General features: G+C 70.8%; 14 protein-coding genes. 9 read left to right on the top strand and 5 right to left on the bottom strand.

Going from position 1 to position 15261, the window contains the following annotated elements; genetic code table 11:
• Window positions 1-91 precede the first annotated feature (91 nt).
• Window positions 92-658 (bottom strand): cysteine dioxygenase, encoded by a 567-nt coding sequence (locus HWX14_RS13260; protein ID WP_175883131.1) that lies wholly within the window; start codon window positions 656-658, stop codon window positions 92-94.
• 17 nt (window positions 659-675) lie between these two features.
• On the opposite strand from HWX14_RS13260, the gene HWX14_RS13265 reads away from it, so the two are divergent.
• The gene (locus HWX14_RS13265) at window positions 676-1650 is read left to right on the top strand and encodes a LysR family transcriptional regulator (protein ID WP_175883132.1); all 975 of its coding nucleotides are present in this window, start codon (window positions 676-678) and stop codon (window positions 1648-1650) included.
• Between the two features lie 97 nt (window positions 1651-1747).
• Here the strand turns inward: HWX14_RS13265 and HWX14_RS13270 are convergent, their stop codons facing one another.
• The gene (locus HWX14_RS13270) at window positions 1748-3103 is read right to left on the bottom strand and encodes an acyl-CoA dehydrogenase family protein (protein WP_175883133.1); all 1356 of its coding nucleotides are present in this window, start codon (window positions 3101-3103) and stop codon (window positions 1748-1750) included.
• A 251-nt stretch (window positions 3104-3354) separates the two neighbouring features.
• On the opposite strand from HWX14_RS13270, the gene HWX14_RS13275 reads away from it, so the two are divergent.
• From HWX14_RS13275 to HWX14_RS13310, 8 genes are all read left to right on the top strand, one after another.
• A complete protein-coding gene (locus tag HWX14_RS13275) occupies window positions 3355-4440 on the top strand; it encodes an LLM class flavin-dependent oxidoreductase (RefSeq protein WP_175883134.1) in 1086 nt (361 codons plus the stop codon).
• A gap of 44 nt (window positions 4441-4484) precedes the next feature.
• Entirely contained in the window at window positions 4485-5324 is an 840-nt protein-coding gene (locus HWX14_RS13280) for a class II aldolase/adducin family protein (protein WP_175883135.1), read from the top strand.
• 31 nt (window positions 5325-5355) lie between these two features.
• Window positions 5356-6393, top strand: a complete 1038-nt coding sequence (locus HWX14_RS13285; protein WP_175883136.1) for an ABC transporter substrate-binding protein — start codon at window positions 5356-5358, stop codon at window positions 6391-6393.
• Window positions 6394-6397: 4 nt separating this feature from the next.
• Window positions 6398-7498: an ABC transporter permease subunit gene (locus tag HWX14_RS13290; protein WP_175883575.1), complete on the top strand. Its 1101-nt coding sequence runs from the start codon at window positions 6398-6400 to the stop codon at window positions 7496-7498.
• A complete protein-coding gene (locus HWX14_RS13295; RefSeq protein WP_175883137.1) occupies window positions 7492-8313 on the top strand; it encodes an ABC transporter ATP-binding protein in 822 nt (273 codons plus the stop codon). The genes HWX14_RS13290 and HWX14_RS13295 overlap by 7 nt, the downstream gene beginning before the upstream one ends.
• Before the next feature lie 50 nt (window positions 8314-8363).
• A complete protein-coding gene (locus HWX14_RS13300; protein WP_175883138.1) occupies window positions 8364-9548 on the top strand; it encodes a cytochrome c in 1185 nt (394 codons plus the stop codon).
• A 33-nt stretch (window positions 9549-9581) separates the two neighbouring features.
• Window positions 9582-10535, top strand: a complete 954-nt coding sequence (locus tag HWX14_RS13305) for an ABC transporter substrate-binding protein (protein ID WP_175883139.1) — start codon at window positions 9582-9584, stop codon at window positions 10533-10535.
• An 88-nt stretch (window positions 10536-10623) separates the two neighbouring features.
• Window positions 10624-11490 carry an MOSC N-terminal beta barrel domain-containing protein gene (locus HWX14_RS13310; RefSeq protein ID WP_175883140.1) on the top strand — a complete coding sequence of 289 codons (867 nt, stop codon included), beginning with the start codon at window positions 10624-10626 and terminating at the stop codon, window positions 11488-11490.
• Window positions 11491-11544: 54 nt separating this feature from the next.
• On the opposite strand, the gene HWX14_RS13315 is transcribed toward HWX14_RS13310, so the two are convergent.
• The 3 genes from HWX14_RS13315 to HWX14_RS13325 form a co-directional block, all read right to left on the bottom strand.
• Window positions 11545-12966, bottom strand: coding sequence for a sensor histidine kinase (locus HWX14_RS13315; RefSeq protein ID WP_175883576.1), 1422 nt, complete (start codon window positions 12964-12966; stop codon window positions 11545-11547).
• Between the two features lie 229 nt (window positions 12967-13195).
• Window positions 13196-13876, bottom strand: coding sequence for a response regulator (locus HWX14_RS13320; protein WP_175883141.1), 681 nt, complete (start codon window positions 13874-13876; stop codon window positions 13196-13198).
• Window positions 13877-14001: 125 nt separating this feature from the next.
• A complete protein-coding gene (locus tag HWX14_RS13325; RefSeq protein WP_175883142.1) occupies window positions 14002-15237 on the bottom strand; it encodes a multidrug effflux MFS transporter in 1236 nt (411 codons plus the stop codon).
• Window positions 15238-15261 lie beyond the last annotated feature (24 nt).

The following is a 15261-nucleotide window of genomic DNA, read 5'->3' on the forward strand; positions in this document are numbered from 1 at the left end:
TCGGTGAAGAAAGCGGAACGGATCGAGCGTGGCCCTGCCGGCGCGCGCCCGCAACGGGCCGCGCGAGCGGGCCGTGGGTCAGGCATTCGCGTCAGGCATTCGAATAGCCGGACACGAACGGCTTCACGGTACCGTCGTCCAGGTACACCGCGCGCTCGACCTTGCCGATGTTCGCGCCGTACACGTGGATGCTGATCGATACCTGGTCGGCGAACGCGTTGGTCACGCGATGCACGTCGCCGATGCGCGGCGACACGGCGTCGACCTCGCCCGGCTGCAGCCGCACGGCGTCGCCCGCGGGCACCGGCTTGCCGGCTGCGTCGAACCGGTACGGCTGCGAGAATTCGCCGCCGCGCAGCATCCCGATCAGCCCCCACACCGTGTGATCGTGGATCGGCGTCGCCTGGCCGGGCCCCCATACGAAGCTGACGATCGAGAAGCGCTCGTCCGGGTCGAGATGCAGCAGGTATTGGCGGTAGCGCTCGGGGTCGGGCTGCGCGAATGCGTCGGGCAACCAGTCGTCGCGTTCGACGAGCGCGGCGAGCAGCGCGCCGCCCTCGTCGAGAATGCGCGCCTCGTTCGCGCCGGACGCGAGCAGCGCATCCAGACCCTCGACGAACGGACGCAGCGGCGTCTGTTGCAACGAAAGCGTACTCATCGGCCGTCTCCTCGAATATGATGCGGAATATGATGGATCGTCATGATGCACCCGAAATACCATGCAGAACAAACATGAAAATTAGCGATATCGACGCTTTTGCAGCGGTCGTCCGCTGCCAGACCCTGAGCCAGGCCGCGGCCGAGCTCGGGATGACGCAGCCCGCGATCACGCGGCGCGTCCAGAATCTCGAGGAAGCGCTCGGCGTGACGCTGCTCGACCGCAACACGAAGCCGCCGCGCCCGACCGACATCGGCCGGCAGGTGTTCGAGCAGTGTCGCGCGATCCTGCGCGAGGTCGATGCGCTGCGCGAACTGACGGCCGGCCAGCAGCCGCCGGCCGGCGAATTCCGCATCGGGCTCACGCAGGGGCTCGGCGAGCTGATGCTGCCGGCGCTCATCGCGGATCTCGCCGCGCAGTGGCCCGCGCTCGCGACGCAGGTTACGACCGCATGGGGCGGCCTGCTCGTCGAACGTGTCGCCCGCCGCGAACTCGATGCGGCGCTCGTCTTCCTCGCGCGCGAGATGGTGCTGCCGGCGCAGGTCGAAGGCGTTCGGCTGCTGGACACGCGGCTCGTCGCGGTCGGCCGCAAGGGCGACTGGCCGCGCCGCAGCTACCGGCTCGCCGATTGCCACGCGCGCGGCTGGGTGCTCAATCCGGACGGCTGCGGCTTTCGTGCGGGCCTGCGGCGCGCGCTCGACGCGCAGGGCCTGCCGATGCCGGTCACGCTCGATGCGTACGGGCGCGACCTGCAACTGCAGAGCGTTGCCAACGGCTTCGGCCTCGGGCTGATGCCGCTGCCGCTCGTCGAAGGCAGCCCGCTGCGCGACGCGCTCGACATCGTGCCGCTCGCCGATTTCAAGCCGCAGATCGACCTGTGGCTGCTGCGCCGGCACGATGCGGCCCGGCTCGACGCGCCGCTCGCGGCCGTCGCCGCGCATGCGCGCACGGCGTTCGCGCTGCCCGAGCAATCGCACGACAAGGCCGCTTAACGTGGCTGCGGTGGCTGCGGTAGCCGCGGTGCCCGCGGCCACCGCGCAGCGCCTGCCTCCCGCCTCGCCATTTCCGTGCAAGGCAACCCGGCCCGGCTCACGCATCGCGTCGACCGCGTTCGATCCCGTTACGCGACGTTGCGTCCGCCGCCGCGTGCGTCTGCCCGCGCGTCGCCGCATCGAGCGCCGCCCGCCCCGCCGCCACCGCGATCGCGTCGTCCTGCGGCGTATGCACGCGGCTGCACAGCACGTCGCGATAGTGGCGCTCCAGCGGATTGCCGCGGCTCAGCCCGTGATTGCCCGACAGCTTCAGCGCCTGCTCGACCGTCCGGATCGCGTGCTCGGTCACGGTGCGCTTGACGAGGCCGCTGGTCGTCACCGACGGCGCGTTGCCGGCATCGGTGCGCGCGATGTGATCGTCGAGCAGCACGCGGTTCGTATGCAGCCAGCCCTCGATTTCGCCGACCGCCTCCTGCACGCGCGGCAGCGTCGCGAGCGGCGCGCCGAGCCCGCTCGGCGCACGCGTCGTCGCAAATTCGACCAGCCAGTCGCGCGACGCACGCGCCACCGCGTCGTACAGGCTGCCGAGCAGCGCAACCATCCACGCCTGTTGGTCCGCCTGCGCATCGGCATCCGCATGGGTGGCGGCCGACACGACCCACGCGTCCGGCGCGCGCACGTCGACGGCATGATCGGCCGGCAGCGGCACGTCGTCGAACACGACTTCGTGGCTGCCGGACGCGCGCAGGCCGAGGTGATTCCAGCTTTCGATCACGCGGATGCGGTCGCCGTCGGTCGCCGGATCACGCGGCACGAGAAACACGCCGACGCGCGGCGCCGGCTCGTCGGTGCGCGCCCACACGGCCAGCCAGCGCAGCGCCGGAATCCCGGTGCTGTAGAGCTTGTGGCCCGACAGCCGCCAGCCGTCGCCATCGCGGCGCGCGATGGTCGCCGGCAGCCCGCCGCGCGACGGCGAACCGAGCGCGGGCTCGACGCGCAGCGCGTTGATCAGCGCGCCGTGCGCGACCGCGCTGTGGAACACCGCGCGCCGCACCTGCGCCGGCCAGCGGTTGTCCGCGCGGCCGAGCGCGCGATGCTGCAGATACGTCATCGTCAGCACCAGCGCGGTCGCCGGATCGGCCCGCCCGACGGCGGCGACGATCCGGCTCGCCCGCGCCAGCGTCGCGCCGGCGCCGCCATGCTCGCGCGGCACGACCTGCGCGATCAGCCCGGCGCGATGCAGCCGCGCGAAGTTCTCGTGCGGGAAGCGGCCGTCGACGTCGTTGCGGGCCGCATCGGCGGCGAGTTCGGGCGCGAGGCGCTCGAGCAGCGCGGCGATGCGCGCATCGGTCGTTTCGTCGGCGGCGTCGGTGGCGGCTTCAGCGGCGTCGGCCGGCATGAGGCGCAGCGCGGGTTGCGGTGACGGCGAGGAGGCGGCAAGGCTGGCGGACATCGAAACGGATTCCCTGGGTAGTTCGAACACGGCGGCGAAAGCGGCGGCGAATGCGCGGCGGCAAATACGGCACCCACGCGCGCCCGATCATTCACGAGCCACAGCGTATGCGCAACGCATGCGGCCCCAAACCATGCAAATCTGATATTCAAATCGGGATTGATTATTTCCATTCCGCATGATCCCGGCGTTAACCTGCGCTCCATTCCTGCCCGGCCGTGCGCCGGGACGTCCCTGCACCGGAGACCCAGATGAGCGTCGAATTCATCGGCATGATCCAGAGCCAGAAGCAGTCGGAAATCCATCCGGCGTCCGGCCCCGTGGTCGATCCCGACTATGTGCGCGACTTTGCCCGCGCCCACGAAACGGCCGGCTTCGACCGGATCCTCGTGCCGCACCACTCGACCGGCCCGTCGGCGACGCTGACGATCGCGTTCGCGGCGGCCGCGACCGAGCGCATTCATTTCATGCTCGCGCATCGCCCGGGCTTCACCGCGCCGACGCTCGCCGCGCGGCAGATCGCGACGCTCGACCAGTTCAGCCGCGGCCGGCTCGCCGTGCACTTCATCTCCGGCGGCTCGGACAGCGAACAGCAGCGCGACGGCGATTTCCTCGATCACGACGCGCGCTATGCGCGCACCGACGAATACCTCGGGATCCTGCGGCGGATCTGGACGGAAACGCAGCCGTTCGATCACGACGGCGCGCACTACCGCTTCAAGCAGGGTTTTTCGGAAGTGAAGCCGGTCCAGCAGCCGCATGTGCCGATCTACTTCGGCGGCGCGTCGGAAGCCGCGCTCGAAGTGGCCGGCAAGCACGCGGACGTCTACGCGCTGTGGGGCGAATCGCTCGACCAGGTGCGCGACCTGACGACGCGCGTACGCGCCGAAGCCGCGAAGCACGGCCGCCAGGTGCGCTTCTCCGTGTCGTTCCGCCCGATCCTCGCGGCGACCGAGGACGAAGCGTGGGCGCGCGCGCATCGCATCCTCGACGAAACGCGCCGGCTGCGTGAAGCGGCCGGGCTCGGCGCCGGCGGCCCGCAGCAAAGCGAAGGCGCGCGCCGCCTGCTGGCCGCGGCCGAGCGCGGCTCGCGCGTCGACAAGCGGCTGTGGACCGAGATCGCCAAGCTCACCGGCGCGCGCTCGAATTCGACGGCGCTCGTCGGCACGCCCGAACAGGTCGCCGACGCGCTGCTCGACTACTACGACCTCGGCGTGACGACGTTCCTGATCCGCGGCTTCGATCCGCTGGAAGACGCGATCGACTACGGCCGCGAACTGATTCCGCGCGTGCGCAGCGCCGTCGCCGCACGCGACGCGGCGCGCCGCGCCGCCTGAGCCCAACCGAGCCCAAACCGAGCCCAACGGAGCCATACGCGATCATGTCCGCCGTCCTGTCCTCGCCCAACCGCACCGCCTCGGGCCTCGTGCTCGCCGACACCCCGCGCCAGCACTTCTGGTTCGACCCGCCCGCGCCGCGCATCGACGTGGCCGCCGAGCGCCGCCATCGGCAGGAGCGGCTCGCGGCCGCGTTCCGCCTGTTCGCGCGCTTCGGCTTCGCGGCGGGCCTCGCCGGCCACATCACCGCGCGCGATCCGGAGCTGCCCGATCATTTCTGGGTGAACCCGCTCGGCGTGCATTTCTCGCAGATCAAGGTCTCCGACCTGCTGCTCGTCAACGCGCGCGGCGAAACCGCGATCGGCACGCGGCCGCTGAACAAGGCCGCGTTCGCGATCCATGCGGCGATCCACGAAGCCCATCCGCACGTCGTCGCCGCCGCGCACACGCATTCGACCTACGGCAAGGCATGGTCGACGCTCGGCCGCCCGCTCGATCCGCTCACGCAGGACGCGTGCGTGTTCTATGAAGACCACGCGCTGTTCGACGATTTCACGGGGATGGTCGTCGACACCAGCGAAGGCGCGCGGATCGCCGACGCGCTCGCGAAGCCGGACGGCACCACGCACAAGGGCGTGATCCTGAAGAACCACGGGATCCTGACGGCCGGCCCGACGGTCGAGGCCGCCGCGTGGTGGTACATCGCGCTCGACAACGTCGCGCACACGCAGTTGCTGGCCGAAGCGGCCGGCACGCCGCAACCGATCGATCACGCGACCGCGCGCCATACGCACGGCCAGATCGGCGGCCCGGACGGTGCGCGGCATGCATTCGACAGCCTGTTCGCGCGCGTCGTCGCCGACGAACCCGACCTGCTCGACTGAACCGCCCTTCCGCCACACGAGAGACCAGACCATGACCCAAACCACCGCACCCGCGCCCCACGACGACGCGCCCGACGACCAACGCCGCCGGCTGCTGCGCGCGGCCGGCGCCGCCGCGCTCGCCGTGCCGGCGATCACGCTCGGCCGCAAGGCGTGGTCCGCGCCGCCGCTGAAGAAGCTGACGTTCGCGTGGAACCAGAACGCGTTCTGCCTGACGCCGATCGTCGTCGCGCAGGAGCGCGGCTTCTTCGAGAAAAACGGGCTGCAGGTCGAGCTGATCAACTATAGCGGCTCGACCGACCAGTTGCTCGAATCGATCGCGACCGGCAAGGCCGATGCGGCGGTCGGGATGATCCACCGCTGGCTGAAGCCGCTCGAAGCCGGCTTCGACGTGAAGATCATCGGCAGTTCGCACGGCGGCTGCGTGCGGCTGCTCGGCGCGAAGGCGGCCGGCGTCACGACGCTGCAGGCGCTGAAGGGCAAGACGGTCGGCGTCAGCGACCTGGCCGCGCCCGGCAAGCACTTCTTCTCGATCCTGCTCGCGAAGAACGGCGTCGATCCGGAGCGCGACATCACGTGGCGGCAGTATCCGGCCGACCTGCTCGGCGTCGCGGTCGACAAGGGCGAGATCCACGCGATCGCCGACGGCGACCCGAATCTCTACCTGCTCGAAAAACGCAGCAACGGCGCGTATACCGAACTCGCGACCAACCTGTCCGGCGAATATGCGCGCAAGGTGTGCTGCGTGATCGGCGCGCGCGGCGACCTCGTGCGCAACGACCGGCCGGCCGCCGCCGCGCTCGCGCGCTCGATCGTGCAGGCCACCGAGTACACGCACGACAACCCGAACGAAGCCGCGAAGGTGTTCGCGAAGTATTCGCCGAAGATCAGCCCCGAGGATCTGCGCAAGCTGTACGCGACGCTCACCTACACGCATCACCCGACCAACGTCGACCTGCAGCAGGAAATCGCGTTCTATGCGGACGATTTCCGCCGCATCAGCGTGCTGAAGAAGAGCACGGACCCGCAGCGCTTCGCGCAGCAGGTCTATGCGAACGTACTGGGGTAACGCGATGTCGACGATCGAACACGCTTCCGCCGCACGCACCGCATCGGCGCCGGCCGGCGACGCGAACGCCAGCGCCAGCGCTTCCGCACGCGCAGCCTGCACGACTTGCGAAGCCACGCTGGCCGCGGAAGCCCGGCGCGCGCGCACCTGGCCGACCGGGATCGCCGCCGCATTCGCATGGGCCGCGCTCGGCGCGCTGACGCAGCTGTGGCCGAACCGGATCGTCGGCTTCAGCGACTGGGCGTACACCGACACGTTCGGCACCGCAGCGTGGACGATCGCCGCGCTGCTGCTCGTCGCCGCGACGCTCGGCCATCTCGTTCCAGCGGCCCGCACGCGGCTCGCGCGGGTGCGACCGGCCGGCCCGTGGCTCGTCGCGCTGCCGCTCGTGCTCGCCGCGTGGGAAATCGTCACCGCGAAAACCGGCTGGCTGCCGACGCCGTTCTTCGCGCCGCCGCAGGCGCTGATCGAGGTCTACGTCGACGACTGGCCGCGCCTCGCGGGCAGCGCCGGCAACACGCTGAAGCTGCTCGCGCTCGGGTTCGCGTACGGCGTCACGGTGGGCTTCGCGGTGGGCGTGTCGATCGGCTGGTCGCGCCGGATCGGCTACTGGGTGCATCCGGTGCTGCGCGTGCTCGGCCCCGTGCCGGCCACCGCGCTGCTGCCGCTCACGTTCTACTTCTTCCCGTCGAGCTATTCGGCCGCCGCGTTCCTGATCGCGCTGTCGACCGGCTTCCCGGTCGCCGTGCTGACGTGGTCGGGCGTCGCGAGCGTGAACCGGCAGTACTACGACGTCGCGCGCACGCTCGGCGCGAACGCGCGCTTCCTCGTGCTGCGCGTCGCGATTCCGGCCGCGCTGCCGCATGTGTTCGTCGGCATTTTCATGGGGCTGAGCGCGTCGTTCACGGTGCTGGTCGTCGCCGAGATGATGGGCGTCAAGTCGGGGCTCGGCTGGTACCTGAGCTGGGCGCAGGGCTGGGCATCGTACGTGAACATGTATGCGGCGCTGATCGTGATGGCGCTGCTGTTTTCCGGGCTGATCGCGCTGCTGTTCGCGGTGCGCGACCGTGTGCTCGCCTGGCAGAAAGGAACCGTCAAATGGTAAGCGCCGCCGTACTCGAACCGTCCGCGGCCGCTGTCGCTGCTCCCGCCGTCACTGCACCGCGCGGCGCGCGCATCGACATCCGCCGCGTGAGCCACGCGTTCGACGGCCCCGGCGGCGCGCTGCCGGTGCTCGACGACGTGTCGCTGTCGGTCGCGGCCGGCGAATTCGTCGCGCTGCTCGGCCCGAGCGGCTGCGGGAAATCGACGCTGCTGCGCCTCGTCGCGGGGCTCGATGCCGCCCGCCAAGGCACCATCGCGCAAGACGGCGTGCCGATCGAGCGCCCCGATCCGTCGCGCATCGTCGTGTTCCAGGATCCGACGCTGTACCCGTGGCGGCGCGTGCGTGGGAACGTCGCGCTCGGCCTCGAAGCGCGCGGCGTCGCGCGCACCGCGCAGCATCGCGTCGACGATGCGCTCGCGCGCGTCGGGCTGCAGGACTTCGCGAACGTGTTCCCGCATCAGTTGTCCGGCGGGATGGCGCAGCGCGTCGCGCTCGCCCGCGCGCTCGTCAACGATCCGCGCCTGCTGATCCTCGACGAACCGCTCGGCAAGCTCGATTCGCTGACGCGGCTCACGATGCAGGCCGAGCTGACCGCGCTGTGGCAACGCGACGGTTTCTCCGCGCTGCTCGTCACGCACGACGTCGAAGAAGCGCTGTTCCTCGCGCAGCGCGTGATCGTGTTCGGGCCGCGCCCGGCACGGATCGTCGCCGAACTGCGCGTCGACCTGCCCTACCCGCGCCATCGCGGCGACCCGCGCCTCGCCGAATTGCGCCACGACGCGCTGCGGCATCTCGGGCTCGATGCGAGCTGGTAGATGCCGGGTGCCGTTCGACGTTTGACCGCGGTGCGCCGGAGACGCGCGCGATGAACCCGCCGCCATTCGCTGACTGGGCCATCGCGTTCCTGCAACTGCTGTATCGCGCGCAAATCGCGTTGACGCGGGTGCTGCACGCGATCGGCCTGACCGGCGACGCCGACGGCCAGGCCGCGTGGCCGTGGGCACACCGCATCGCGCTCGAAACGCTGCGCATCGATGCCGGGCTCACGCGGCAGCTCGCGTTCGCCTGTGGCGTGACGGCGCTGGCCGTCGTGCTCGCGTGCGCCGCGCTGGCTTCGCGCAAGCGGCGTGTCGTGCTGGCCATCGCCGCGCTGGCCGTCGCGTGGTTCGCGCCGTGGCCGCCCGCTTCGCTGTGGCTCGCGCCTGCGGTGCCGACGAGCTTCCAGCGCGATCCCGCGCCGTTTTCCGTATCGAACGTGATGCGCGGCGCGCACCTGTATACGCAACATTGCGCGGCCTGCCACGGCGCGGACGGACGCGGCGAAGGGCCGCTCGCGGCCACGCTCGCGCACTGGCCGCCGACCTTCGCCGGCGCGCTGCTCGCGCGTCGCCTCGACGGCGAACTGTTCTGGCGCGTGCGCCACGGCACGCAGGACGAGCACGGCGCGTCGACGATGCCCGGCTTCGCGGCGACGCTCGGCCCGCAGGACACATGGGCCGTGCTCGATTACCTGAAAGCGCTGGCCGCCGGCAGCGGCGCGCAGGCGGAAGGCGCGTGGCCGGTGCCGGTCCCGCTGCCGGCCCTCGACGTGCGGTGCGGCGACGCCGCGCCCCAGGCGCTCGAGCGCTGGCGCGAAGGCCAGCGCGTGCGCATCGTCGCGCTCGCGCCGGGCGCGACGCCACCACAGGAAGACGCGCGCTGGCAGACCTTGCTCGTCACCGAACGCGGCGCGCCCGTGCCGCCGTCAACCGCCGCGCGTGCGAACTGCGTCGCGACGACCGCCGATGCGTGGCGCGCGTTCGCGACGATTGCCGGCGTCGCGCCCGATGCGCTCGGCGGCACGCAACTGCTTGCGGATCGACGCGGCTGGCTGCGGGCGCGCGCGTTGCCGGGCAGCGCCGGCTGGTCGGATGCCGACCTGCTGTGCCGCTCGGATACGGCGGCTGTCCGGCCGTCCACGCCGGCCGCCCGCGGCGACGCGCTGACCGCGCTGCTGCTGCGCGTCGATCAGGAGCCCGTGCGCGACGTACAGGCCGGGCTCCCGCATTGAACCCCTGAACCCTTCCTTCAACCGACCTTCACGATGAATCCGACCCGACGCCACTTCCTCGCGCAAGCGAGCGCCCTTGCCACGATCGCCGCCGCGCCGGCCGCCGTGCGCGCGCAATCGGGCGCCCGCCCGCTGCTGCGCGCCGGCGACCAGAAAGGCGGGCTGCGCGCGCTGCTCGAAGCGGCCGGCGAACTGAACGGCCTCGCGTACGACATCGCGTGGACCGAATTCCCGGCCGCCGCACCGCTCGCCGAAGCGCTGAACGCGGCCGCCGTCGACTGCGGGCCGATCGGCGACGCGCCGGTGATCTTCGCGCTCGCATCGGGCGCCCGCATCAAGGTGATCGGCGCGAACCGTTCCGATCCGTACGGCACGGCCGTGCTCGTGCAACCCGACGCCGCGCTGAAAGGCGCGACCGACCTGAAGGGCAAGCGCATCGGCACCACGCGCGGCTCGATCGGCCATTTCGTCACGCTGAAGGCGCTCGACGCGGCCGGCCTGCCGCCCGACGCCGTGTCGTTCCGCTTCCTGCCGCCGGCCGACACGATGCTTGCGCTCGCAACCGGTTCGATCGACGCGTGGGCGACCTGGGAGCCTTATACGGCGCTCGCCGAAACGAGCGGCCGCGCGCGCGTGCTGGTCAACGGCCGCGGGCTGTGGTCGGGCCTCAGCTATCTCGCGGCGACCGACGCGGCGATCGCATCGAAGCGCGACGTGCTGCACGATTTCCTGCGGCGCGTCGTGCGCGCGCAGGCCTGGTCGTACCGGCACGTCGATGCGTATTCGGCCGCGCTTGCGCGCATCATCGGCATTCCGCCGGCCGCCGCGAAGCTGCAGTTCGAGCGCCGCGGCACGCGCTGGCAGCCGATCGACGCGACGGTGATCGCCGAACAGCAGCGCACGGCCGACTTCTATCTGAAGGCCGGGCTGCTGCGTCAGCCGCTCGACGTGCGCACGACCTTCGACACGGGCTTCCCGCTCGCTTGACGAGCGCGTGGCGGCGCACGGCCGCCCAAACGGCTCAGGCATGATCTGGCACAATCGCGCTTCGACCATCCCGCGTTCAGCCAGCGTCATGCCAGCCATCACCGAACTCTTCGTCTATCCGATCAAATCCTGCGCCGGCATCGCGCTGACACGCGCGCAACTGCTCGAAACGGGCCTCGCATACGACCGCCACTGGCTGATCACCGATCCGGACGGGCAGATGCTCACGCAGCGCACGCACCCGCGCCTCGCGCTGATCCGCCCGACGCTCGACGGCGATGCGCTCGTGCTGAACGCGCCGGGCATGCCGGAAATCCGCACGCCGCTCGATGGCGACGCGACGCCCGCCACGCCGAAGATGGCCGCGACCGTGTGGCGCGACACCGTCGACGCGATCGATACCGGTGCCGACACGGCCGCGTGGCTCACCGAATTCGTCGGCGTGCCGACGAAGCTCGCGCGCTTCGGCCCCGATGCGCGCCGCGACTGCAACCGCACATGGACCGGCGACATCGACACGCATACGCAATTCTCGGACGCCTATCCGCTGCTCGTGATCGGCCAGTCGTCGCTCGACGACCTGAACGCGCGGCTCGCCGCGAAAGGCGCGCCGGCGATCCCGATGAACCGCTTTCGGCCGAACATCGTCGTGTCGGATCTCGACGCGTACGAAGAAGATTTCGTCGAGCACCTCGACACCAACGGCGACACGCCGGTGCGGCTGCGGCTCGTGAAGCTGTGCACGCGCTGCCCGATGCCGACGATCGACCAGGCCACCGGCGCGCCCGATCCGGCATGGCCGCACGAGCCGACCGACACGATGCAGACCTATCGCGCGAACCCGAACTACGACGGCGCGCTGACGTTCGGCATCAATGCGATCGTCGTCGAAGGCGCGGGCGCGTGGCTCGAAGTCGGCCAGCCGATCGAAGCGGAGATCGGCTTCGGCGATTGAGCCGGAGCCGGACAGCGCCGTTCATTCCCTCGCGTGCCGTATCGTCGCGCGCCATCACGCGGCGCGCGGCATCGCGTCGCTCGCCGCCGCCGGCAGCCGGATCGTCACGATGAGGCCGCCGCCGGCCGCATCGGTCAGCGTCACGCTGCCCTGATGCACGCGCGCGATCTCCCGCACGATCGACAGCCCGAGGCCCGTGCCTTCGACCGTCTGCGTCTTGCTGCCGCGATGGAAACGCTCGAACACCGCATCGCGTTCGTCGGCCGGAATGCCCGGCCCGTTGTCGATCACGTCGAGCCGCGCGTCACCGCCGTCGCGCGACACGCGCACCGTGATCACCGCATGGTCGCCCGCATAACGGATCGCGTTGTCGATCAGGTTGCCGATCATCTCGCCGAGCAGGTCGGATTGTCCGAGCACGTCGACATCGGCCTCGTGCTCGAAGCCGAGATCGATGTCGCGCGCGCGTGCCACGGGCGACCAGTCGAGCGTCACGCTGCGGGCGAGCCGGTGCAGCGCGACCGGCTTGTGCGCGACCGCATGGCCGCTGTCCGAATCGAGCCGCGACAGCGACAGCAGTTGCTGGACGATCTTCGCGGCCTGCCGCACCGCGCCGTTCGCGCGCCGCAGGTGCCCGTTCGCGCGCGGCTGCTCGTCGGGCCGCAGCGCGAGTTCGACGCCCGCCTGCACGGCCGCGAGCGGCGTCTTCAACTGATGGGCCGCATCGGCGAAGAAGCGCCGCCGCGCCACCTGCATCCGCTGCGTACGGCCGATGTACTGGTTGATCGAATCGACGAGCGGCGCGAGTTCGCTCGGCATCGCGCCCGTGTCGAGCGGTGTCGTGTCGTCCTCGCTGCGCGCGGCGACGGTGGCCGACAGCCGGTTCAGCGGCCGCAGCCCGCGCCCGACGCCGAGCCACACGATCCCGAGCGCCAGCACGACGAGCAACCCTTCCTGCAGCAGCGACCCGATCAGGATCTCGCGCGCCAGCGCCTGGCGCGCCTCGATCGTCTCGCCGACCATCACCCACACGATGCGCGACTGCGCGGTCGGCACGTCGTGCACGGGGATGCGCAACGCGGCCATCCGCAATTGTTCGCCGCGATACACGACGTCGTAGTAGCGCGTGACGAACAGCGCGCCGTCGCCCGCGTCGCGGCCATTCGGCAGCGGCAGGTCCGGATAGCCGGTGACCGTGCGGCCGTTGTCCTCGCGGATCAGGTAGTAGATCTTGCCGCCGTCGCTCGATTCGAGCATTTCGAGCGCGAGATACGGCAGGTCGACCTCGATCTCGCCGACGTTGAGCCGCACGCCTTCGCGGATCGACTTCAGCGACGACGACAACGTGCGATCGAACGCGACGTGCGCGGCGCTCATCGCGCGCTGGTACGTGAGCCAGGAGTCGAGCGCGAGCAGGCCGAGCAGCGGCAGCAGCAGCCACAGCGCGACCTGCGCGCGCAGGTTCGGGCGGGTCATCATGCCTGCCGCCGGGTCGCCCCAAGGCAGGCATGCGTCCCCTTGGGGGACAGCGAACATGTCGATCCGGAGTTAGCGCCTTTGGCGCTTACTCCGATCCCATGCAAAGTCGTCGATCCGGAGTCAGCGCCTTTGGCGCTTGTTTCGGTCCCATGCAAGGCCGTCGATCCGGCGTAACGCTTTAGCGCGTACTCCGGTCCCACGCAAAGCAAGTGAGCGTGGGGGCAGTTCATTCAGTCGTCTCCGCCTTCGCTTCGAGCAGATAGCCGAGCCCGCGCAGCGTGACGATCGCGACGCCCGTGTTCTCCAGCTTCTTGCGCAGCCGGTACACGTAGATCTCGATCGCGTCCGCGTTGACCGACTCGTCGAGCCCGAAGATCTTCTCCGACAGCGTGTCCTTGTTGATCGCGCGGCCGTTGCGCAGGATCAGCACCTCGAGCACCGAGCGCTCGCGCGGCGTGAGCGACAGCGGCTCGCCCGCGAGATGGAACGCGCGGTCGATACTGTCGTACGAAAGCGGCCCGCATTCGACGCGCGAATGCTCGTGACCGAGGCTGCGCCGGATCAGCGCGCGGGCGCGCGCCTCCAGCTCGGTCAGCTCGAACGGCTTCGCGAGATAGTCGTCGGCGCCGAGATCGAGCCCCTTCACGCGGTCCTCGACCGACCCGTGCGCGGTGAGGATCAGCACCGGCACCGGGTTGCGGCGCGCGCGCAGGCGCCGCAGCACCTCCAGCCCGTCGAGCTTCGGCAGCCCGAGATCGAGGATCACCAGCGCGTAATCCTGCGTGCGCAGCACGTGGTCCGCCGCCTCGCCGTCGGCCATGTGATCGACCGCGAAGCGCGCCGCGCTCAGCGCGTCGTTCAGCGACTGGGCCAGGTTCGGGTTGTCTTCGACGAGCAGCACGCGCATGGGGATTCCGGTAAGGTCAGCGACAGCCCGCTACATTACATGATCCTTTCCGTCTCCACGCCTCGCGCAAACACGGGTTGCGCGGGTGCCGCGAACCCGCCGCGCGCGATGCCGGCGGCTGCCGCTCAGCGCTCGGCAGCCGGCCGGTTGGCCGCCGCGGCGCGCGCATGGCCCGCCCCGCTCCGCTCGCGAAAACCGGCCACCACCGCGACGCACGCGACGCTCGCGCCGGCCGTGACGACGATCATCGGGCGCGCGGTGCCGTCCGACAGCCACGCCAGCACGCCGCCGCACGCGGCCGTGATCGCCATCTGGATAAAGAAGAACAGCCCCGACGCCGTGCCGGCGATCTTCGTATACGGCTGCATCACCGCGAACTGGCAGGCCGGAATCGCGATCCCGACCGCGATCATCACGACGAACATCGGCGCGACGAGCGCCGTCACCGAAGTCGGGGCGAGCGCGCCGCCGGCCCACAGCACGACGGCGCCAACCAGGTTGACGGCCGCCGCCGCAGCGATGACCGAATCGGCTTTCCAGCGCCCGCTGGCCCGCGCGAACGCGGTCGAGCCGATCAGGTAGCCGAGCACGGTCACGCCGAAGATCGCCGCATAGACCGGCCCGGACACGCCGATTTGCCGCTGGAACAGCGTCGACGATTCCGCGATGAACGGATAGTACGTGCAGTAAGCAAAGCCGATCGCGAGCGAATAGCGCAGGAAGCGCCGCTCGCGCAGCAGGCCGGCGTAGGTGCGCAGCAGTCCGATGCCGGCTGGCGGCCGCGCCTCGCGGTCGCGGGTCTCGGGCAGGTAGCGCAGCACCATCGCGGTCGCGACCACCCCGCCCGCCGCCAGCCAGCCGAACACGCCGCGCCAGCCGAGCCACTCGGCGATCGCGCTGCCGGCCAGCGGCGCGACCACCGGCGACAGCGCCATGCCGGCCGAAATATGGCCGAGCATCGTGGCCTGCGTCGCGGCCGGAAAGCGCTCGCGCACGATCACGCGGCCGATCACCGTGCCGCTGCAGCCGCCCAGCGCCTGGAACATGCGCGCGGCGATCAGCGCAGGGATGCTCGTCGACCACGCGCACGCGACGCTCGCGACGACGTACACGCACAGGCCGCCGAGCAGCACCGGGCGTCGGCCGTAGCGGTCGGACAGCGGCCCCGACACCAGCATCGACAGCGCATAGCCGACCATGTACAGGGTCAGCGTGAGCTGCAGTTGCGCGTCGGTGCCGTGCAGCGCGTCCGCCATCGCGGGCAGCGACGGCAGGTACGCATCGATCGTGACGCGCGGCAGGCACACCACGAGCATCAACAGGAACAGCCAGCCCCAGCGGGGTAATGCGCGCGTCTTCATGCGGTGAGTCCGTGTCGGTCGAAT

Origin of the sequence: Burkholderia sp. BCC0044 (assembly GCF_902832955.1) — a bacterium.
Classification (GTDB): Bacteria; Pseudomonadota; Gammaproteobacteria; order Burkholderiales; family Burkholderiaceae; genus Burkholderia.